Origin of the sequence: Companilactobacillus kedongensis (assembly GCF_003946625.1) — a bacterium.
Taxonomy (GTDB): Bacteria; Bacillota; Bacilli; order Lactobacillales; family Lactobacillaceae; genus Companilactobacillus; species Companilactobacillus kedongensis.
Map to the genome: position 1 here is coordinate 144,989 of NZ_RHOR01000002.1, position 20,233 is coordinate 165,221.

A 20,233-nucleotide genomic window follows, 5' to 3' on the forward strand; every position below is an offset into this window, starting at 1 on the left:
AATTCAGGTTGTTTTTTTGTGTCTAAAAGTAGAAATTAAATTTTTTTCTATTATTGACTGATTTTAATAATAATAGTGAAATTATGATAAATATCAAAGCTTCTATAATACTGTAAAGATAGTCGTCAATTGTTACTTTACCAGTCATGATTTGACTGCCTGATGAAGCAAATGCAAGAATATCAATCAGTGAGTGAATGATGACCGGTCCAAAGAACCAGTCAGTATATAGATAGATTGCAGATAAGAACATTCCTAAGGCAACCGCAAAGATCACTTGTAAAATGGTATTGTTAATACTTTGTCCAACACTAGTATTAGGCAGATGAATCAGACCGAATAACAAACTACTTAAGAAAACTCCATAGTAGATTTTGAATTGACTGTTTTTGAATACAGACAATAGGATTGTTAGTATAGCAAAACGGAAGGTCAGCTCTTCTGCAATACCTGCTTCCAAACCACTTAGAATATTTGTAACGGTAAGGTGGGCATGGAAGTCATATGACGTGAAGATATTCAGCAAGTTAGTACCAGATCCAAATCCATTCCAAATGATAAACCAAATACTGAAGATGCCAAGTGCAATCAAAACTTTTAAATTACTTTGTCTGGCGAAAACAATTTTAGGTAGTCGGTAGCCCCAAGAATACATCGCCGTGAGAATGATTATAGTAAAGATTAATGCTCCAAGAAACGATGAATTCGATAGAACTTTTATTATTGGATTTCTGACGATGTTTGTATCCATAGTCATTACATCAAGAGAGCTCAGTCCGTTAAAGACAAAAAGGAAGAGCGTAATGACTAGTTGCATAATTTTAGTTTTGATTTCACCAATCAGGATCACAGTGTAAGGAATGTACATTACGATCGCGTAAGTTAAAATCAGGAATATCAATCCAGAATTCCAGTTATAAATCGTAGACTGGATCAAGAAGGAAATACTTACAGGAATAAAGATTGCTTGAAAAATTATTTGAAAGAAGCGATTTATTTTGACCAGTTTCTTCCTATTAGAATCAAATGGAATAAGTAGAGCCAGCAGATTTAATATCATTAGGATGAATAATCCCAGTTCGTGTTGCTGGATCCCGAATCCGAAAGCAATAAATCCATTAATGAAAATTTGAATCTTAAATAGCAAATTTGAAATTGCTTTGGTAGGATAGGACATGGAAACCTCCTTTTCTGTGATGCATTAATTATCGCACAGTTTAGTATAAAAATTATCTGAAGAAAGTTTTCGATTTAATATCGTAAATTGTCTTGAAAAGGACAAAATAATCGTGTATTATTATAAAAGTGCTTATTTCAAAAAGAAGTATGTGCCCATTGGTATTTAAATAAATATCGACGGCTTAGAAGTGAAAGGTTGCGACACACCCGGCCGCTTTGCCACGGCAGGGTTGGCGGATATTTTCACGGAGCCGGTCATCTTGAAAGAGAGAAAAAGGAGGTAACCCCATGGCAAGTCAAAAAATTCGCATTCGTTTAAAGGCTTATGAGCATCGTATTCTAGATCAATCAGCTGATAAAATTGTGGAAACAGCAAAAAGAACTGGAGCAACAATTTCAGGTCCAATTCCATTGCCTACAGAACGTTCACTATATACAGTGTTGAGTTCACCACATAAGCATAAGGATTCTAGAGAACAATTCGAAATGCGTACACATAAGAGACTTATTGATATTGTTAACCCATCACCAAAGACGGTAGATTCACTTATGAAGTTGGATCTCCCATCTGGTGTGGATATTGAAATTAAATTATAATTATTAAAAATAAATTATTGGAGGTGCAAACATGGCCAGAAAAGGAATTCTTGGTAAAAAAGTCGGAATGACTCAGATTTTCACTGATAACGGCGAACTTGTTCCAGTTACAGTTATTGAAGCTGAACCAAACGTTGTTATGCAAGTTAAGACAGTTGAAACTGATGGTTATGAGGCTGTTCAATTAGGTTTGGAAGATCGTCGTGAAGTATTGACAAACAAACCTGCCAAAGGTCATGCAGAAAAGGCAAACACAACTCCTAAACATTACATTCGCGAATTCCGCGATGTTGAAATGGGAGATTACGAATTAGGTGGAGAAGTTAAGGCTGACACATTTAATTCAGGTGATATTGTCGACGTTACAGGTATTTCAAAAGGACACGGTTTCCAAGGTAACATTAAGAGATTTGGACAAGCTCGTGGACCAGAGACTCACGGTTCTAGATATCACCGTGTTCCCGGTTCAATGGGTGCCATCATTAACCGTGTTTTCAAGGGTAAGATGCTACCAGGACGTATGGGTAACAACCGTGTTACAACACAAAATCTTGCAATTGTAAAAGTTGATGCTGAACGTAATGCAATTATGATCAAGGGTAATGTACCCGGAGCAAACAACTCACTAGTTAAAATTCAAACAGCTGTTAAAGCTAATCAAAAATAGGAAGGAGGAAATGAGTTATGACAAAAATCACAGCTTATAAAGATAGCGGTGCTGAGAACGGTACTGTAGAAGCAAATGATTCAATCTTTGGTATCGAACCAAACAACAACGTAGTTACAGATGCAGTTATTATGCAACGTGCCTCATTAAGACAAGGTACACATGATGTTAAAAACCGCTCTGAAGTTCGTGGTGGTGGTAAGAAGCCATGGCGCCAAAAAGGAACTGGACGTGCTCGTCAAGGTTCTATCAGATCCCCTCAATGGGTAGGTGGTGGTGTCGTATTCGGCCCTACACCAAGATCTTATTCATATCGTCTTCCTAGAAAAGTTAGCCGTTTGGCATTGAAGTCTGTACTTTCACAAAAAGCTGCTGACGGTAACCTAATCGTTATTGACTCAATTTCATACGACAAACCAAGTACAAAGAACTTTGCACAATTACTTAATAAAGTAGGTGCTGACAAGGCTCTTGTAGTTGTCGAAGATGGTAATGACAATGTTGCTTTATCTGCAAGAAATATTGATAAAGTTAAGGTTGTAGCACCAGAAGGTGTAAACGTACTTGACGTTATTAACGCCAATAAGTTAGTTGTTACAAAAGCAGCACTTTCTAAGATTGAGGAGGTGCTTGGATAATGAGCGCAAGAGACGTAATTATTCGCCCAGTTATCACTGAAAGCTCAATGGACGCCATGAGCGACAAGAAATACACATTTGATGTAGCTCTTGACGCAAACAAGGTACTTGTAAGACAAGCCATTGAAGAAATTTTCGGTGTTAAGGTTAAAAAAGTAAATATTATGAATGTTTCTGGTAAGAAGAAGCGCCAAGGTCGTTATGTTGGTTTAACAGCAAAACGTCGTAAGGCTATCATTACTCTTACAGATGATTCAGATGAAATTAAGATTTTTGATGAAGAATAAATAAGGAGGTCAAATAATGGCGATTATCAAGTATAAACCAACCACAAACGGTCGTCGTAATATGACTGGTTCTGACTTTGCGGAGATCACTAAGACAACTCCTGAAAAGACATTGCTAGAATCACAAAGCCATACAGCTGGTCGTAACTCATACGGTCATATTACAGTACGTCATCGTGGCGGTGGTCACAAACAAAAATACCGTATTATCGATTTCAAACGATTAAAAGACGGTGTAAAAGCTACAGTTAAGTCAATTGAATATGATCCTAACCGTACAGCTAATATTGCTTTACTACACTACTCAGATGGTGTTAAGTCATATATCTTAGCTCCTAAGGGTCTAGAAGTTGGACAAGTTGTTGAATCAGGTGTTGATGCAGATATCAAACCAGGTAACGCACTTCCACTAGAAAATATTCCAGTTGGTACAATTCTTCACAACGTTGAATTAAAACCTGGTAAGGGTGGCCAATTAGGTCGTTCTGCTGGTACATCAATTCAATTGCTTGGTAGAGATGGTAAGTATTCATTACTTCGTTTACCTTCAGGTGAAGTTCGTATGATTCTTTCTAAATGCCGTGCTTCTGTCGGTGCTATTGGAAATGAACAACACGAATTGATCAAGATTGGTAAAGCTGGTCGTAAACGCTGGCAAGGATTCAGACCTACAGTTCGTGGTTCAGTTATGAACCCTAACGATCACCCACACGGTGGTGGTGAAGGTAAAGCTCCTATCGGTCATCCATCACCAATGTCACCATGGGGTAAGAAGACCTTGGGTAAGAAGACTCGTTCATCACATGCCAAATCTGAAAAGCTTATCATTCGTCACAGAAAAGGTAAGTAATTATTTCATTAGAATAATATAAGGAGGACATAAGATGAGTCGTAGTTTAAAAAAGGGACCATTTGCTGATGCACATTTGATGAAGAAAATCGAAGCACAAGCAGATTCTGACAAAAAGTCAGTTATCAAGACATGGTCAAGACGTTCAACAATTTTTCCTAATTTCGTAGGATACACAATCGCAGTTCATGATGGTCGTAAGCATGTTCCAGTTTACATCCAAGAAGACATGGTTGGACACAAGTTAGGTGAATTCGTACCTACACGTACATTCCATGGTCATGGTACAGACGATAAGAAGACAACTAAGTAATAAGAAGGGAGACTTAAAAGATGGCAGAACAAGAAATTACATCTGCAACAGCCAGAGTAAAAAATGTTCGTATTGCACCTCGCAAAGCTCGCCTTGTTATTGATCTAATAAGAGGCAAGAATGCTGCTGAGGCACTTGCAATGTTACAATTCACACCAAGAGCAGGCTCTCCAATTATTGCTAAAGCTCTTAAGTCAGCAATTGCGAACGCAGAACATAATTTTGATTTGGATGCCCAAAACCTATTTGTTAGCGAAGCATTCGTTAACGAAGGACCAACTTTGAAGCGTTTCCGCCCAAGAGCTAAAGGTTCAGCATCACCAATCAATAAGAGAACAAGTAGTATCACTGTTGTAGTAAGTGAAAAAAATTAGTATTGGAGGTAATTTGAGTGGGTCAAAAGATTAATCCAGTTGGATTCCGTGTCGGCGTTATTCGCGACTGGGATGCAAAATGGTACGCAGAAAAAGACTTTTCAACATTTTTACATGAAGACCTTAGAATTCGTAAGTATATTGAAGATAAACTTTCAAATGCTTCCGTTTCAAGAATTGAGATCGAACGTACTGCAAAGAACGTTACCGTTTCAATTCATACCGCAAAACCAGGAATGGTTATCGGTAAGGGTGGTTCAGAAGTTGAAAAATTACGTAATGAACTAAATAAGCTAGTTAACAGAAACATTCACATTAATATTATTGAAATTAAGAAACCTGATTTGGATGCAAAACTTGTTGGTGAGAACATTGCTCGTCAACTAGAAGCTCGTATTGCATTCAGACGTGCACAACGTCAAGCCGTTCAACGTACAAGACGTGCAGGTGCTAAAGGTATCAAAGTTCAAATCTCTGGTCGTCTAAACGGTGCCGATATGGCTCGTAGAGAATGGCATACAGAAGGAACAGTTCCTCTACACACATTGCGTGCAGATATTGACTACGCATGGGTAGAAGCTGCTACTACATATGGTAATTTAGGTGTTAAAACTTGGATCTACCGTGGTGAAATCCTACCAGCCAAACCAGTACATAATGATGCAAAAAACGAAGAGAAAGGAGAATAATCTATGCTAGTACCAAAACGTGTAAAACACCGTCGTGAATTCCGTGGAAAGATGCGCGGAGAAGCTAAGGGTGGTAAAAGTGTTGCCTTTGGTGAATATGGTTTGAAAGCACTCGATTCAAGCTGGATCACTAATAGACAAATTGAAGCAGCCCGTGTTGCTATGACTCGTTACATGAAGCGTGGTGGTAAGGTTTGGATTAAAATCTTCCCTCATAAATCATACACCGCTAAAGGTGTTGGAGTTCGTATGGGTTCTGGTAAAGGTGCACCTGCAGGTTGGGTTGCCCCAGTAAAACGTGAGAAAATCTTGTTTGAAATAGGTGGAGTTCCTGAAGAAGTTGCTCGTGAAGCCTTGAGACTTGCATCTCACAAATTGCCAGTTAGAACAAAGTTTGTAAAACGTGAGGAAGTAGGTGGCGCTGATGAAGGCTAGTGAAATCAAAGAGCTAACTGCTGCTCAATTACAAGATAAAGTTAAAGAATATAAAGAAGAACTTTTCAACTTGCGCTTCCAACAAGCCACAGGCCAATTGGAAAACACAGCTCGTTTAAATGCTGTTAGAAAGAACATTGCAAGATTAAGAACTGTTCAAAACCAACAGAACAACGATAAATAATAAACAGGAAGGGAGATATCAAGTTGAGCGAAAAACAAGAAGACCGTAACAGTCGTAAAGTATATCAAGGACGCGTTGTTTCAGATAAGATGGACAAGACAATTGTTGTTGTTGTTGAAACATACAAGAAGCATCCAGTTTATAAGAAGCGTGTAAGATATTCAAAGAAGTACTACGTTCAAGATGAGAATAACGAAGCTAAGGTTAACGATGTTGTACGTATCATGGAAACTCGACCTTTGTCAAAGACAAAGCGCTTCCGTTTATTAGATATCGTCGAGAAAGCAGTTATTATCTAGTTTAAAACTGATGAGAGGAGGACCAAGAAGTGATTCAACAAGAAAGTCGTCTAAAAGTTGCAGATAACTCTGGAGCTCGTGAAATTCTAACTATTAAAGTTCTTGGTGGTTCAAACCGTAAGACAGCTAACATCGGAGATGTTATTGTTGCTACTGTTAAACAAGCAACACCAGGTGGCGTTGTTAAAAAGGGTGACGTCGTTAAGGCAGTTATCGTAAGAACTGTATCCGGTGCTCACCGTACAGATGGTTCTTACATCAGATTTGATGAAAATGCTGCGGTAATTATTAACGCTGATAAGACACCTAGAGGAACTCGTATTTTCGGACCTGTTGCTCGTGAATTACGTGATAATGATTTTATGAAGATCGTATCATTAGCACCAGAAGTTCTATAAAAAGATCAATATAATTCAGGAGGTGCTGAATAGTGTTTGTAAAAACTGGAGACAATGTTGTCGTTATTGCCGGTGATAGCAAAGGTACACAAGGCGTAGTTAAAAAAGCTTTGCCACGTGAAAACAAAGTTATCGTTGAAGGTGTGAATGTCGTTAAGAAACATTCAAAGCCAAGCAATACACAACCTCAAGGCGGAATCGCTGATGTTGAGAAAGCTATTAGCGCAACTAACGTAAAAGTTGTAAAGAAATCATCTGATAAAGAAGACAAGTAAGAAAGGAGAAAACTAAATGGCTAATGCATTAAAAGAAATGTATGTAAAAGAAATTACACCATCAATGATGGAAAAATTCAATTACACATCTAACATGCAAACACCAAAGATTGACAAGATCGTTTTAAACATGGGTGTTGGTGATGCTATTGCTAACTCAAAGAATCTTGATGAAGCAGTAGAAGAATTAGGACTTATAGCTGGTCAAAAACCTTTGATCACAAAGGCTAAGAAGTCTATCGCCGGATTCAGATTACGTGAAGGTATGTCAATCGGTGCTAAGGTTACACTTCGTGGTGACCGTATGTATGACTTCCTTGACAAGTTAATTAATATCGCTTTACCTCGTGTACGTGATTTTCACGGTGTAGGTACTCGTTCATTCGATGGTCGTGGTAACTATACACTAGGTATTAAAGAACAATTGGTTTTCCCAGAAATCGATTATGATAAGGTTAACAAAATTCGTGGATTGGACATCGTTATTGTTACAACAGCTAACACCGATGAAGAATCACGTGAATTATTAACACAATTAGGAATGCCATTTTCAAAATAATTAATGGAGGTCAAATTCAATGGCTAAGAAGTCTCAAATAGTACGTAATCACAGACCTGCTAAGTTCTCTTCACAAGAGTACACACGTTGCGAACGTTGTGGTCGTCCACATTCTGTATATCGTAAGTTCAAGCTTTGCCGTGTTTGCCTTCGCGAATTGGCCCACAAAGGTCAAATTCCTGGCATGAGAAAAGCTAGTTGGTAAGATATTAAAAGAGGAGGTAAAATAAATGGTCATGACAGATCCTATTGCGGATTTTCTTACAAGAATCCGTAACGCAAATATGGTTAAACATGAATCTCTAGAAGTTCCTGCTTCAAACATTAAGAAGAGCATGACAGAGATCTTGAAGAATGAAGGATTTATCAAAGATTACGAAATCATTGAAGATAACAAACAAGATGTTATTCGTATTGTCTTAAAGTATGGTAAGGATCAACAACGTGTAATTACTGGTTTGAAACGTATTTCAAGACCTGGTTTACGTAGTTATGTAGATTCAGATAATGTGCCTAAGGTCCTTAATGGATTAGGTATTGCTATCCTTTCAACATCAAAAGGTGTTGTAACTGACAAAGTAGCCCGTGCACAACGTGTTGGTGGCGAAGTTCTTGCATATATTTGGTAAAATTTTTAAAAGATAAGGAGGTGCACGAATTTGAGTCGTATCGGTTATAAAGTAATTGAAGTTCCAGAAGGAGTTACAATTACTACAAAAGATGAAGATATTACTGTTAAAGGCCCTAAGGGTGAATTAACAAGACATTTTGATCCAAAAATCAAGTTAACTCTTGAAGGTAAAGAAGCAAAGTTCGATCGTGAAAGTGATAATGATAAAGCTCTTCACGGAACAATGCGTTCAAACCTTAACAACATGATTCTTGGTGTTACAGAAGGTTTCGAAAAGAAACTTGAACTTAGAGGTGTTGGTTACCGTGCACAAGTTAAAGGTGACACACTAACACTTTCTGTTGGTTTCTCACATCCTGTAGTTATGGATGCACCTAAGGGTATCAAGATTGAATCACCTTCAAATACTGAAATCAATATTTCTGGTATCAGTAAACAAAAGGTTGGTCAATTTGCTGCCGTTATCCGCGACGTACGTCCCCCAGAACCATATAAGGGTAAAGGTATTCGTTATGTTGACGAATATGTCCGTCGTAAAGAAGGTAAAACTGGTAAATAGTAAATAATTAGTATGAGGTGAAAATTGTGATTTCTAAACCAGATAAAAATAAAGCACGTCAAAAGCGCCAAAAACGTGTGCGTGCCAAGATCTCTGGTACTGCTGAGCGCCCACGCTTAAACGTATTCCGTTCTAATAAAAACATTTACGCTCAAGTAATTGATGACGTAAAGGGTGTAACGCTAGCAAGTGCCTCATCTCTTGATAAAGAGGTAAAAGACGGTTCTAAAGTTGATGAAGCTGCAACCGTTGGTGCATTAGTTGCCAAAAGAGCACAAGATGCTAAAGTCAGTGAAGTTGTCTTTGATCGTGGCGGATATATCTACCATGGTCGTGTACAAAGTCTTGCTGAAGCAGCTCGTGAAAATGGGCTAAAATTCTAGAAGGAGGAAACCAAATTTATGACATATATCGATCCATCTCAAATGGAATTAGAAGATCGCGTTGTCTCAATCAACCGTGTCACAAAGGTTGTTAAAGGTGGACGCCGTCTACGTTTTGCTGCTATCGTAATCGTTGGTGACAAAGCTGGTCACGTTGGATTCGGAACTGGTAAAGCTCAAGAAGTTCCCGAAGCTATTCGTAAGGCTGTTGAAGATGCCAAAAAGAACTTAATTAACGTTCCTATGGTTGGCTCAACTATTCCTCACGAAGTTATTGGTAGATTCGGTGCTGGTAGAATTATGTTGAAGCCTGCTGTCGAAGGTTCTGGTATCGCAGCCGGTGGTGCTGTTCGTGCCGTCCTTGAATTAGCCGGTGTTGGTGATATTACAAGTAAATCACTTGGTAGAAATACACCAATCAACGTTATTCGTGCAACAATCGAAGGATTAAAAGAAATTAAGACAGCTGAAAGCGTTTCTGAGATGCGCGGAATTTCAGCCCAAGAATTGCTTAACTAAAAGAAAGGTGCGTAATTATGGCTAAACTTAAAATTACTCTTATTAGAAGTGCAGCTCACCGCCTTCCTGCTCAACGTACAATTGTTAAAGAACTAGGACTCGGAAGAGTCAATAGCTCAGTTGTTAAGCCGGACGATCCTGCAATCCGTGGTGCTGTATTAAAAATCGCTCATCTAGTTAGCGTTGAAGAAGTTAAAGATTAATAAATTTTAAAAGATTAGGAGGTGCAAGAATGGAACTAAACGAACTTAAGCCAAGTGCTGGCTCAAGACACTCAAGAAAGCGTCTAGGTCGTGGTACTTCAAGTGGCCAAGGTAAAACTGCTGGTCGTGGACAAAAAGGTCAATTAGCTAGATCAGGTGGTAAAACACGTATTGGTTTTGAAGGTGGACAAATGCCATTGTTCCGTCGTATGCCAAAGCGTGGATTCAAGAATATCAATCGCAAGGAATACGCTATTGTAAACCTTAAAGATTTAAGCAAATTTAATGACGGTGCTGACGTTAATGTTGATACATTAAAAGAAGCTGGAATTGTTAAGAAACAATTCAACGGAGTTAAATTACTTGCTAACGGAGAAGTTAGTGCTAAATTAACAGTTAAAGTTACAAAAGTTTCTGAAGCTGCTAAAAAAGCAATTGAAGCTGCTGGTGGAACTGTAGAGGTGATCTAATGCTTAAAACTATCAAAGATGCTCTAAAGGTGAAGGAAATCCGTCAAAAGATCCTCTTTACCTTGTTGTTACTTGTTATCTATCGTTTGGGATCACAAATTACGGTACCTGGGGTCAATGCTGCGGCAATGGACAAGGTTAGTTCTTCAGGGTTAGTTCCCCTACTAGATACTGTTACCGGTGGTGGTCTTGCAAATTATTCTATTTTCTCAATGGGTGTTTCACCATTTATCACCGCACAAATTGTTGTTCAACTTTTACAAATGGACATTGTTCCAAAGTTTGTAGAGTGGAGTAAACAAGGTGAGGTTGGTCGTAGAAAACTAAATCAAGTAACGAGATATTTGACGATTGTTTTAGGTTTTGTTCAATCAATCGGTATTACTGCTGGTTTTAACCAACTTAGTGGTTTAGGACTTGTAAAATCTCCTAATATTCAATCATTCGCTACTATCGGTATTATTTTGACCGGTGGTACAATGTTGCTTACTTGGATTGGTGAACAAATCACTGATAAAGGGCTAGGTAACGGAGTTTCTGTTATCATCTTTGCCGGTATTATTGCTAGATTCCCTAACGGGGTTTACCAAATTTACCGTGACAACGTGATCAACTCAAGTTCTGCTGACTTAGTTAAGAATATTGCATTCATGGTTGGATTGGTTATAGCTGTTCTGATCGTTGTACAATTTGTTACATATGTACAACAAGCTAACAGAAGAGTGCCAATTCAATATACAAGACGTGCAGCCGGAAGTGGTAGTGAAAGTTTTCTACCATTAAAAGTTAACGTTGCTGGTGTTATTCCCGTTATCTTCGCTAGTTCATTTATTGTTACACCTCAAACTATTTTGATGGCGTTCCAAGCAAATCACAGTGAAGATACATGGTATCAAGTATTAACAAATATATTCAGTATGCAGACAACAACAGGATCCCTGCTATACACATTGCTGATTGTGTTATTCACATTCTTCTACGCATTTGTTCAAGTAAATCCTGAAAAACTCGCAGAAAACTTACAGAAACAAGGGGCTTATATCCCTGGTGTCTGGCCTGGTAATGAAACAATTAAGTTCATGTCAGGTATTTTGATGAGACTGTCAACTGTTGGTTCAGTATTCTTAGGATTAGTTTCATTGCTTCCATTACTAGCCGCTAATATCTTTGGCTTACCACAGTCTATCGGACTTGGTGGTACAAGTTTATTGATTATCGTCGGTGTAGCATTGGAAATGGATCGTCAATTAAGAGGTCTATTGATGAAGCGTGAATACGTTGGTTTTATTAGATAATAGGAGATGTGACAATGAATATCGTATTGATGGGTTTACCCGGAGCTGGTAAAGGTACTCAAGCTGAAAAAATTGTTGAAGATTTTAATGTAGTTCATATTTCAACTGGTGATATGTTTAGACAAGCTATGGCTGATGAAACCGAAGTTGGTCTAAAAGCTAAGAGTTTTATGGACAAAGGTGAGTTAGTTCCTGACGACGTTACCGAAGCTATTGTTGAAGAGCGTTTGGCTAAAGATGACGTTCAAAAGAATGGATATATGCTTGATGGATTTCCGAGAACTCTTGAACAGGCAAATGCTTTACAGACAATTGCAAAGAATGTAAACAAACCAATAGATGCTGTCATCTATATTGATGTAAAGCCTGAATCATTAGTTGATCGTTTATCTGGAAGATATATTTGTTCTAAATGTGGAGCAACTTATCATAAGATTTATAATCCTACAAAGGTTGAAGGAACTTGTGACGTCTGTGGCGGACATGATTTCTATCAACGTGATGATGATAAACCAGAAACTGTAAAGAATAGATTAAAAGTTAATATTGAAATGAATACACCATTAATTGATTTTTATGATAAGTTAAACTTGTTATATAAGATCAATGGTGAACAAGAAATAGATGAAGTTTATAACGAAGTAAAAAAAGTTTTACAAAGTCTGTAAAACTTTTTACTTTGAATTGTTTACATAACTAAAAAATTATTGTATAATTTCGCGGTATATGCAGGCGAATTTCATCCCGATGGAGGTTAATGTCTTTGGCAAAAGAAGATGTCATTGAAGTAGAAGGTACAATTTCAGAAACATTGCCTAATGCAATGTTTAAGGTAAAACTTGAAAATGGGGCAACTGTATTGGCTCATGTATCAGGTAAAATCCGTATGCACTATATCAGAATTTTGCCCGGTGACAAGGTTACCGTGGAATTATCCCCTTATGATTTAACCAAGGGAAGAATTACATATAGATACAGATAATAATTTATTTTAATGGAATGGAGGTTCCAACATGAAAGTAAGACCATCCGTTAAACCTATGTGTGAGCATTGTAAGGTAATCAAAAGACGTGGACGCGTCATGGTTATTTGCTCTGCAGATCCAAAGCACAAACAAAGACAAGGATAATATAAATATAGGAGGTGCAATTAATGGCTCGTATAGCAGGTGTAGATTTACCTCGTGATAAGAGAATCGTTATTGCCTTAACATACATTTTTGGTATTGGTAATACAACAGCTCAAAAACTACTTAAAGATGCCGGTGTTTCCGAAGACGTTCGTACAAGAGATTTAACTCCTGATCAAGAAGATAAGATTCGTGCAGAAGTTGATAAAGTACGTGTTGAAGGTGACTTACGTCGTGAAGTAAGTATGAATATCAAGAGACTACAAGAAATTGGCTCATATCGTGGTATGAGACACAGACGTGGATTGCCCGTTAGAGGTCAAAACACAAAGAATAATGCAAGAACTCGTAAAGGTAAGAAAGTATCTATCGCGGGTAAGAAGAAGTAATTATAAGATAGGAGGTTAATTCATGGCACAAAACAAAGGTCGTAAACGCCGTACTAAGAAACATATTGAAGCCGGAGTTGCACATATCCACTCTACTTTCAATAACACTCTAGTTATGATCACTGATGTCAACGGAAACGCTGTTTCATGGTCATCAGCTGGTGCACTAGGATTCAAAGGAAGCCGTAAATCAACACCATTTGCTGCACAAATGGCTGGTGAAGCTGCTGCTAAAGAATCAATGGAACAAGGTATGAAAACAGTTGAAGTAGCTGTTAAAGGTCCTGGTTCAGGTCGTGAAGCTGCAATTCGTTCATTACAATCTACTGGATTGGAAATTACAGCAATTCGTGACGTTACACCAGTTCCACATAATGGTTCACGTCCTCCAAAGCGTCGTCGTGTATAGAATGGTTTTGGTTTTATACCCATATGAACTAAGCTACACACATTTCGTTTTGAAAGGGGAACTAACCGAATGATCGAATTTGAAAAGCCAACGATTACTGCTGTCGAAGAGAGCAGTGACTATGGTAAATATATAATCGAACCGTTGGAAAGAGGATATGGTACAACACTTGGAAACTCTCTACGTAGAGTTTTGCTTGCATCATTACCTGGTACAGCGGTATCAGACATTCAAATAGATGGTGTATTACATGAATTCACAGCTATTGATGGTGTAATTGAAGACGTTACTCAAATCGTACTTAACGTTAAAAAGTTAAACTTAAAATCTCATGCTGAAGACGGACTTAAAGCTGAAGTTGACGTAGTCGGCCCAGCCACTGTTACAGCTAAAGACATTAAAGCTGATGATGATTTAGAGATCCTTGATCCAGAACAATTTATTTGTACTGTTTCCGAGGGTGGACATTTCCACATGCAATTAACTATTAAAAATGGTCGTGGATATACTCCTGCAGAACAAAATAAAACCGACGAAACACCTATCGGTGTTTTACCAGTTGACTCAATATTTACTCCAGTAGATAAGGTTAACTACCAGGTTGAAAACACTCGTGTGGGTAAGAGAAACGACTTTGATAAGTTGACCATTGATATCTGGACAAATGGTTCTATTGGACCACGAGAAGCTATTAGTTTATCTGCTAAAATTCTTACAGAACACTTAACTAGTTTTGTGAACCTCACAGAAGAAGCTAAGAGCGCTGATATGATGATCGAAAAAGAAGAAACACAAAAAGAGAAGAAACTTGAAATGACAATTGAAGAATTGGACTTATCAGTTCGTTCATACAATTGTTTGAAGCGTGCCGGTATTAATACTGTGCAAGAGCTTACTGAAAAATCTGAAGCTGATATGATGCGTGTTCGTAACCTCGGACGTAAGTCATTGGTTGAAGTTAAAGAAAAGTTATCTGATCTTGGATTGTCATTAAAGCAAGAAGACTAAAAGTTAAATTTAAACAGGAGGTATAGACATGGGCTACCGTAAATTAGGACGTACAAGTTCTCAAAGAAAAGCAATGTTACGCGATTTAACTACTGATTTAATCATTAATGAACGTATTGTTACAACTGAAACTCGTGCTAAGGAAATCAGTCGTACAACCGACAAAATGATTACCTTAGGTAAACGTGGCGACTTACATGCTCGTCGTTTAGCTGCTGCTTACGTTAGAAACGAAGTTGCTAATATTACAGAAGATGATGATGCGGTTGTTATTCAATCAGCACTTCAAAAATTGTTCAGTGATATTGCACCTCGTTACGAAGATCGTAACGGTGGATATACACGTATTTTGAAGACTGCACCTCGCCGTGGCGATGCAGCTCCAATGGTTATTATTGAATTAGTTTAATTAATAATCGTTTATTAATAAAAAAATCAGTCATTCTGATAAATTAGTGAGTGTTAAGATGATGGCAATTGCCAAGTCTATCTCTGAGATCCTTTGAAAAGGGGACACTAATTTGTCGAATGATTTTTTTTTACCCAAAATGTATTTTTTTCGATATGATAGAATTAGCATATTATAAGGGGTACTCAATTGGAAAATATAATCTCAATCAAAGATGTTACATATACATACCCAGAATCAAAAAAGCCGGCTATCAATAGGCTTTCTTTGGACATCTATCGTAATGAATGGTTATCTATAGTTGGAAAAAATGGTAGCGGCAAGTCTACCTTAGCTAAATTGATCGATGGTCTGATTGAAAGTGAGACTGGGACCATCATTGTTGACGGTCAGGAAGTGAACGAAAAGAATATTTGGGAGATCCGTTCAAAAATTGGAATCGTCTTTCAGAATCCTGATCATCAATTTGTTGGTGCTACAGTTGAAGATGATGTAGCTTTTGGATTGGAGAATCAAGGTATTCCCAGAGATGAAATGGTCAAAGAGGTCGATGCAGCACTAAAAATGGTCGATATGCAGGACTATAAGACACGTGACCCACAATCACTATCTGGCGGTCAAAAACAACGTGTTGCGATTGCTGGGGTGCTTGCTACAAAACCCTCGATAATTATCATGGATGAGTCGACAAGTATGCTTGATCCTAATGGTCGAAAAACAGTTTTAGATCTGGTGAAACAATTGCGTGAGGAGCAGAATATGACTATTATTTCGATAACTCATGACATTGAAGAAACTGAACTATCTGAAAGGATCGTTGTTTTACGTGACGGAGAGGTAGTTCAAAAAGCTGATCCGAAGGCCATCTATGATATAGGCCGTAAATTGACAAATTATGGCTTAGAGGAGCCTTTTTCAAGTCAAGTCGCATATTTACTTAAGGATGAATTAAAATTGCCTGAGGGCTATTTAAATGAAGAGGAGCTAATTGAAAACATATGGAAATTATCTTCAAAAATGTAACTCACTCATATGAAGCAAATAGTCCGCTTGAAGGACTGGGATTGGATGATGTTTCTTTAACGATCCATGACAAGAAGTTCACTGCTATTGTTGGTAAAACAGGTAGTGGTAAGTCAACTTTAGTTCGTCACATTAACGCCTTGCTTAAGCCAACTTCTGGAACAATTTTAGTTGGTGATCGTGAGATTACCCCTGAAACAAATAATAAGAATTTAAAACCTTTGCGTAAAAATGTCGGTATGGTCTTTCAATTCCCTGAAAGTCAGTTATTTGAGGACACTGTGGAAAAAGATATCATGTTTGGCCCAATGAATTTCGGTATGTCAGAAGCTGATGCTAAGAAATCGGCACATAAAATGATAGAATTAGTTGGTTTGGGAAAGGAATATTTAGATAAGTCTCCATTTGATTTATCTGGTGGTCAGATGCGTCGGGTTGCGATTGCTGGGGTTCTCGCTAGTGAACCAGAAACCATTATTCTTGATGAACCGACAGCCGGATTAGACCCTGTTGGTCGAAAAGAGATCATGGATTTATTTAAAAACTTGCAAGAGCAGGGTAGGACGATTATCTTAATTACGCATAATATGGACGATGTGGCTAATTATGCGGAAGAAATGGTAGTTATCCACGATGCCAAAGTTAAAGCTGTGGGTAAACCTAAAGATATCTTCAATGATAGAAGTTTATTAACAGATGATATTTTAACTTTGCCACGCAGTGCTGTTTTTGCACAGAGATTAGCTAAGAAAAACTTTTCTTTTCCACAATTACCCATTACAATCAGTGAATTAACAACTGAAATAAAACGACAAGTTCATGGTGATTAAATGAATAAATTAATACTTGGTAGATATTTGCCTGGAGACTCGATTATTTACCGACTAGATCCGCGGGGCAAATTTTTAATAACATTTTATTTTATTGGTATTGTATTTTTAGCAAATAACGTTGCTTCATATGGCTTCTTGTTGTTATTTGTCTTATTCGCAGTTTATATTTCTAAAATTAATTTAGGATTCTTTATTAAGGGATTACGGCCGATGCTGTGGCTGATTTTATTCACAGTTTTGTTACAACTATTCTTTACCCCTAGTGAAAATCCTCTGTGGCATTGGGGAATCTTTACCTTATCCACAGACGGAATGCGGATAGCTGCTTATATTTTCATTAGATTTGTACTGATCATATTTATTTCCACACTTTTGACTTTGACTACGACGCCGATTGAAATATCTGATTCGATCGAGAGTATCCTAAAGCCATTAAAAGTAATTAAGTTTCCGGTTACCCAAGTGGCTTTGATGTTGTCGATTGCTTTGAGATTTGTTCCTTTATTGATCGATGAAACGACGAAAATCATGGATGCACAAAGAGCGCGTGGTGTGGACTTTGGCGAAGGTGGGATCATGCAACGGATCAAGTCGTTTGTACCAATTTTGATTCCACTGTTTGTCAGTAGTTTTTCGATAGCATATGATTTAGCAATTGCGATGGAATCTCGTGGATATAAAGACGGTGAAGGACGCAGTAAGTATCGAGTTCTTAGCTGGTCAAAACGTGATTATATGGCGCTGGTCGTTATGTTATTGATAACAATTATTCTATTATTTATTCGGAGTTATTAGATGACAAGATATAAGTTAACGGTTGCCTATGACGGAGCCAAGTTCCATGGCTTTCAAAGACAGCCTAAATTAAGAACCGTGCAAGGAGTCTTGGAAAAGGCTCTTTTTAAAATGACTAAAGGAAAACAGATAGATGTTTTTGGATCCGGACGTACAGATGCTGGTGTACATGCTTTAGGGCAAGTGATCCACTTTGACTATCCAGGTAATATTCCAGCAGATAGTATGCTGAAAGCAATCAATTCGTTGATGCCGTTGGATGTGTTAGTTAAAGATTCTGAGATGGTTGATGAAACCTTCCATGCTCGTTTTGGAGTAAAGAGAAAGACTTATCAATATCGTGTTGACTGTGGAAAATATACTGATCCCTTTAAAAGGTTTTACACAGGTCACTATCCGTATAAGATCGATTTGAAAAGAATCGAGTCTGCATTAGTGGATCTGAAGGGCACACATGACTTCAGTAGTTTTGCGGCTTCTGGCGGTGTGATCGAAAATAAAGTTAGAACTATTTATGAGGCTAGTGTAAAATATAATGCATCTCAAAATGAATTAGTCTTTGAATTTACAGGAAATGGTTTCCTATATAATATGGTGCGGATCTTGGTTGCTACATTACTAGAAATCGGCAATGGGCGTCGGGATGTTCATGATTTATTGCGACTTTATGAAGTCAAAGATCGTCAACAGGCACGTGGAACTGCGCCTGCTAGCGGGCTCTATTTAAAACAGGTATTTTACTGAAATTTATCTGTGGATAATTATTGACTTATAGGCAAATACCAAGTATTATTGTTGTTGGTATTGTTTGCCCCACGATGAGCCCCGGAAACTTATTGAGTGTCAAACAGACGAGAAACTGGAGGAAATTATGCGTACAACACCATTAGCAAAAGCAAGTGAAGTTGAACGTAAATGGTATGTAATCGATGGTGAAGATGTCGTTTTAGGTAGACTTTCATCAGTTGTAGCTTCAATTCTTAGAGGTAAGAACAAGCCAACTTACACACCTAACGTTGATACAGGTGATAATGTAATTATCATCAATGCAGATAAAGTAAAATTAACAGGTAAAAAAGCCAAGGGAAAGATTTATTATTCTCACTCAGATCATCCAGGTGGTTTGAAGAGCATTAGTGCCGGTGAAAAGAGAGCAACAAAACCTGAATTGTTTGTTGAAGACTCAATCCGCGGTATGCTACCTAAGAACAGTCTTGGTCGCCAAGAAATCATGAAGTTGCATGTTTATGCAGGTCCAGATCACAAACACCAAGCACAAAATCCAGAAGAGTTGGATATCAACAAACTAATTTAAGGAGGAAAACATTTTGGCACAAGTATCATATGCTGGAACAGGCCGTCGTAAAGATTCAACGGCTCGTGTTCTATTAGTTCCCGGAAACGGAAAAATTACTATCAACAAACGTGATGTCAAAGATTACATTCCTTTTGACAATTTGATTGCTGATATGAAACAACCATTAGATATTACTGAAACAGGCGCAAGTTATGACGTTATTGCTAACGTTAACGGCGGTGGATTTTCAGGACAAGCTGGAGCAATCAGACATGGTATTGCTAGAGCACTTCTAGAAGTTGATCCAGACTTCAGACCTACTCTTAAATCAGCTGGATTCTTAACACGTGACCCTCGTATGAAGGAACGTAAGAAGCCAGGTTTGAAGAAAGCTCGTAAAGCTTCACAATTCTCAAAACGTTAATATATTCCAGATATTACACTTTGGACGCTCACCTTTTGGTGGGTGTTTTTTTTGTTTATAAGTGTAAAATGAAAGTATAAATATATTCATAAAGGAGGCTGCTTCTATGTGTGGGCGATATATGTTTCAACCAACTGAAAATGCAGAGATAGAAAGAATTTATCAATTGGCTAAGGCAGAGGGATACGATCCTAAAACTGGTGAAATTTTTCCTACCGATGAAACAGCGGTTATAGTTGCAGGATTACAGCAAGTGAAGGTTGTTGCTATGAAATGGGGTTACCCAGGTTTTAAACCCGGACAGTCAATTATTAATGCGAGATCAGAGACGGTTGTTCAAAAACAGATGTTTTCTAATGGCTTTAAGGAACATCGTTGTGTCTATCCTACGACCGGATTTTTCGAATGGACCGCAGACAAACAGCGTTATTGGTTCAATTATGGCAAAAAGCCGGAAACTATGTATATTGCTGGATTTTATGACTATTTTGATGGACAGCCTTGTAGTTGTTTGCTAACAACTAAACCAAATGATTCTATTGTTAAGATACACGATAGAATGCCTTTGATTTTAAGAAAAGATCAGATAAAGGCTTGGTTATATGATGACAAATTTGCTTTTGAATTTTTGAAAGCACAGATGCCACTGTTGAATTCTGTAAATGGATTACCTAATTTTGAAGACTAAAAAGGAACGACCGTCTGGTCGTTC

Annotated in this window: 37 protein-coding genes; 36 read left to right on the forward strand and 1 reads right to left on the reverse strand. The window is 37.8% G+C overall.

What is annotated here, in order from left to right; all coding sequences use genetic code 11:
• Positions 1-22 precede the first annotated feature (22 nt).
• Entirely contained in the window at positions 23-1,177 is a 1,155-nt protein-coding gene (locus EKM60_RS02455) for a CPBP family intramembrane glutamic endopeptidase (protein WP_125712107.1), read from the reverse strand.
• A gap of 290 nt (positions 1,178-1,467) precedes the next feature.
• Between EKM60_RS02455 and rpsJ the strand changes: the two genes are divergently transcribed.
• From rpsJ to EKM60_RS02635, 36 genes are all read left to right on the forward strand, one after another.
• On the forward strand, positions 1,468-1,776 hold the full coding sequence (gene rpsJ / locus EKM60_RS02460; protein ID WP_125593336.1) for a 30S ribosomal protein S10: 309 nt from the start codon (positions 1,468-1,470) through the stop codon (positions 1,774-1,776).
• 31 nt (positions 1,777-1,807) lie between these two features.
• A complete protein-coding gene (gene rplC / locus EKM60_RS02465; protein ID WP_125593337.1) occupies positions 1,808-2,443 on the forward strand; it encodes a 50S ribosomal protein L3 in 636 nt (211 codons plus the stop codon).
• A 17-nt stretch (positions 2,444-2,460) separates the two neighbouring features.
• A complete protein-coding gene (gene rplD, locus EKM60_RS02470) occupies positions 2,461-3,081 on the forward strand; it encodes a 50S ribosomal protein L4 (protein WP_125712110.1) in 621 nt (206 codons plus the stop codon).
• Entirely contained in the window at positions 3,081-3,368 is a 288-nt protein-coding gene (gene rplW / locus EKM60_RS02475) for a 50S ribosomal protein L23 (RefSeq protein WP_125712112.1), read from the forward strand. Before rplD ends, rplW begins: the two co-directional genes overlap by 1 nt.
• Before the next feature lie 16 nt (positions 3,369-3,384).
• Positions 3,385-4,218, forward strand: a complete 834-nt coding sequence (rplB, locus tag EKM60_RS02480; RefSeq protein WP_125712114.1) for a 50S ribosomal protein L2 — start codon at positions 3,385-3,387, stop codon at positions 4,216-4,218.
• Positions 4,219-4,252: 34 nt separating this feature from the next.
• Positions 4,253-4,531 (forward strand): 30S ribosomal protein S19, encoded by a 279-nt coding sequence (gene rpsS / locus EKM60_RS02485; RefSeq protein ID WP_125712116.1) that lies wholly within the window; start codon positions 4,253-4,255, stop codon positions 4,529-4,531.
• A 20-nt stretch (positions 4,532-4,551) separates the two neighbouring features.
• A complete protein-coding gene (rplV, locus tag EKM60_RS02490) occupies positions 4,552-4,905 on the forward strand; it encodes a 50S ribosomal protein L22 (RefSeq protein WP_125674873.1) in 354 nt (117 codons plus the stop codon).
• 17 nt (positions 4,906-4,922) lie between these two features.
• Entirely contained in the window at positions 4,923-5,594 is a 672-nt protein-coding gene (gene rpsC / locus EKM60_RS02495) for a 30S ribosomal protein S3 (RefSeq protein WP_125712118.1), read from the forward strand.
• A 3-nt stretch (positions 5,595-5,597) separates the two neighbouring features.
• Positions 5,598-6,029 carry a 50S ribosomal protein L16 gene (gene rplP, locus EKM60_RS02500; RefSeq protein ID WP_125674869.1) on the forward strand — a complete coding sequence of 144 codons (432 nt, stop codon included), beginning with the start codon at positions 5,598-5,600 and terminating at the stop codon, positions 6,027-6,029.
• Positions 6,019-6,213 (forward strand): 50S ribosomal protein L29, encoded by a 195-nt coding sequence (gene rpmC / locus EKM60_RS02505; RefSeq protein ID WP_125674867.1) that lies wholly within the window; start codon positions 6,019-6,021, stop codon positions 6,211-6,213. The genes rplP and rpmC overlap by 11 nt, the downstream gene beginning before the upstream one ends.
• A gap of 23 nt (positions 6,214-6,236) precedes the next feature.
• Positions 6,237-6,512, forward strand: a complete 276-nt coding sequence (gene rpsQ, locus EKM60_RS02510) for a 30S ribosomal protein S17 (RefSeq protein WP_125674865.1) — start codon at positions 6,237-6,239, stop codon at positions 6,510-6,512.
• 29 nt (positions 6,513-6,541) lie between these two features.
• Positions 6,542-6,910 (forward strand): 50S ribosomal protein L14, encoded by a 369-nt coding sequence (gene rplN, locus EKM60_RS02515; protein ID WP_057766345.1) that lies wholly within the window; start codon positions 6,542-6,544, stop codon positions 6,908-6,910.
• 32 nt (positions 6,911-6,942) lie between these two features.
• Positions 6,943-7,185: a 50S ribosomal protein L24 gene (rplX, locus tag EKM60_RS02520; protein WP_125712120.1), complete on the forward strand. Its 243-nt coding sequence runs from the start codon at positions 6,943-6,945 to the stop codon at positions 7,183-7,185.
• Positions 7,186-7,201: 16 nt separating this feature from the next.
• Positions 7,202-7,744, forward strand: a complete 543-nt coding sequence (gene rplE, locus EKM60_RS02525) for a 50S ribosomal protein L5 (protein WP_057766340.1) — start codon at positions 7,202-7,204, stop codon at positions 7,742-7,744.
• Between the two features lie 19 nt (positions 7,745-7,763).
• A complete protein-coding gene (locus EKM60_RS02530; protein ID WP_125712122.1) occupies positions 7,764-7,949 on the forward strand; it encodes a type Z 30S ribosomal protein S14 in 186 nt (61 codons plus the stop codon).
• A gap of 25 nt (positions 7,950-7,974) precedes the next feature.
• Positions 7,975-8,373 carry a 30S ribosomal protein S8 gene (gene rpsH / locus EKM60_RS02535; RefSeq protein ID WP_125712124.1) on the forward strand — a complete coding sequence of 133 codons (399 nt, stop codon included), beginning with the start codon at positions 7,975-7,977 and terminating at the stop codon, positions 8,371-8,373.
• Between the two features lie 30 nt (positions 8,374-8,403).
• The gene (gene rplF / locus EKM60_RS02540; protein WP_125712126.1) at positions 8,404-8,934 is read left to right on the forward strand and encodes a 50S ribosomal protein L6; all 531 of its coding nucleotides are present in this window, start codon (positions 8,404-8,406) and stop codon (positions 8,932-8,934) included.
• Between the two features lie 17 nt (positions 8,935-8,951).
• Positions 8,952-9,317, forward strand: a complete 366-nt coding sequence (gene rplR / locus EKM60_RS02545) for a 50S ribosomal protein L18 (RefSeq protein WP_318530683.1) — start codon at positions 8,952-8,954, stop codon at positions 9,315-9,317.
• Positions 9,318-9,335: 18 nt separating this feature from the next.
• Complete coding sequence (gene rpsE, locus EKM60_RS02550) at positions 9,336-9,836, forward strand: 30S ribosomal protein S5 (protein WP_125674851.1); 501 nt, start codon at positions 9,336-9,338, stop codon at positions 9,834-9,836.
• Between the two features lie 17 nt (positions 9,837-9,853).
• Entirely contained in the window at positions 9,854-10,039 is a 186-nt protein-coding gene (gene rpmD / locus EKM60_RS02555) for a 50S ribosomal protein L30 (protein WP_057766328.1), read from the forward strand.
• A gap of 29 nt (positions 10,040-10,068) precedes the next feature.
• Entirely contained in the window at positions 10,069-10,509 is a 441-nt protein-coding gene (gene rplO, locus EKM60_RS02560) for a 50S ribosomal protein L15 (RefSeq protein ID WP_125674849.1), read from the forward strand.
• A complete protein-coding gene (gene secY / locus EKM60_RS02565; RefSeq protein ID WP_125712130.1) occupies positions 10,509-11,804 on the forward strand; it encodes a preprotein translocase subunit SecY in 1,296 nt (431 codons plus the stop codon). The genes rplO and secY overlap by 1 nt, the downstream gene beginning before the upstream one ends.
• A 14-nt stretch (positions 11,805-11,818) precedes the next feature.
• Entirely contained in the window at positions 11,819-12,472 is a 654-nt protein-coding gene (locus EKM60_RS02570) for an adenylate kinase (protein WP_125593353.1), read from the forward strand.
• A 95-nt stretch (positions 12,473-12,567) separates the two neighbouring features.
• A complete protein-coding gene (gene infA / locus EKM60_RS02575) occupies positions 12,568-12,786 on the forward strand; it encodes a translation initiation factor IF-1 (RefSeq protein WP_010018544.1) in 219 nt (72 codons plus the stop codon).
• Between the two features lie 31 nt (positions 12,787-12,817).
• A complete protein-coding gene (gene rpmJ, locus EKM60_RS02580; protein WP_010018546.1) occupies positions 12,818-12,934 on the forward strand; it encodes a 50S ribosomal protein L36 in 117 nt (38 codons plus the stop codon).
• Positions 12,935-12,957: 23 nt separating this feature from the next.
• Positions 12,958-13,323 (forward strand): 30S ribosomal protein S13, encoded by a 366-nt coding sequence (gene rpsM / locus EKM60_RS02585; protein WP_125712132.1) that lies wholly within the window; start codon positions 12,958-12,960, stop codon positions 13,321-13,323.
• Positions 13,324-13,345: 22 nt separating this feature from the next.
• On the forward strand, positions 13,346-13,732 hold the full coding sequence (rpsK, locus tag EKM60_RS02590; RefSeq protein ID WP_125674841.1) for a 30S ribosomal protein S11: 387 nt from the start codon (positions 13,346-13,348) through the stop codon (positions 13,730-13,732).
• A 69-nt stretch (positions 13,733-13,801) separates the two neighbouring features.
• Positions 13,802-14,740: a DNA-directed RNA polymerase subunit alpha gene (locus tag EKM60_RS02595; RefSeq protein ID WP_125712134.1), complete on the forward strand. Its 939-nt coding sequence runs from the start codon at positions 13,802-13,804 to the stop codon at positions 14,738-14,740.
• Between the two features lie 28 nt (positions 14,741-14,768).
• A complete protein-coding gene (rplQ, locus tag EKM60_RS02600) occupies positions 14,769-15,149 on the forward strand; it encodes a 50S ribosomal protein L17 (protein WP_125674836.1) in 381 nt (126 codons plus the stop codon).
• A 189-nt stretch (positions 15,150-15,338) separates the two neighbouring features.
• A complete protein-coding gene (locus EKM60_RS02605; protein WP_125712136.1) occupies positions 15,339-16,172 on the forward strand; it encodes an energy-coupling factor ABC transporter ATP-binding protein in 834 nt (277 codons plus the stop codon).
• Positions 16,148-17,002 (forward strand): energy-coupling factor transporter ATPase, encoded by an 855-nt coding sequence (locus EKM60_RS02610; protein WP_125712138.1) that lies wholly within the window; start codon positions 16,148-16,150, stop codon positions 17,000-17,002. The genes EKM60_RS02605 and EKM60_RS02610 overlap by 25 nt, the downstream gene beginning before the upstream one ends.
• The gene (locus tag EKM60_RS02615; RefSeq protein WP_125712140.1) at positions 17,003-17,800 is read left to right on the forward strand and encodes an energy-coupling factor transporter transmembrane component T family protein; all 798 of its coding nucleotides are present in this window, start codon (positions 17,003-17,005) and stop codon (positions 17,798-17,800) included.
• Positions 17,801-18,544 carry a tRNA pseudouridine(38-40) synthase TruA gene (truA, locus tag EKM60_RS02620; protein WP_125712142.1) on the forward strand — a complete coding sequence of 248 codons (744 nt, stop codon included), beginning with the start codon at positions 17,801-17,803 and terminating at the stop codon, positions 18,542-18,544.
• Between the two features lie 127 nt (positions 18,545-18,671).
• The gene (rplM, locus tag EKM60_RS02625; RefSeq protein WP_125712144.1) at positions 18,672-19,115 is read left to right on the forward strand and encodes a 50S ribosomal protein L13; all 444 of its coding nucleotides are present in this window, start codon (positions 18,672-18,674) and stop codon (positions 19,113-19,115) included.
• Between the two features lie 13 nt (positions 19,116-19,128).
• Positions 19,129-19,521, forward strand: coding sequence for a 30S ribosomal protein S9 (rpsI, locus tag EKM60_RS02630; RefSeq protein ID WP_191988509.1), 393 nt, complete (start codon positions 19,129-19,131; stop codon positions 19,519-19,521).
• Positions 19,522-19,627: 106 nt separating this feature from the next.
• Complete coding sequence (locus EKM60_RS02635) at positions 19,628-20,209, forward strand: SOS response-associated peptidase (RefSeq protein WP_125712146.1); 582 nt, start codon at positions 19,628-19,630, stop codon at positions 20,207-20,209.
• The last annotated feature ends 24 nt before the right edge of the window (positions 20,210-20,233 follow it).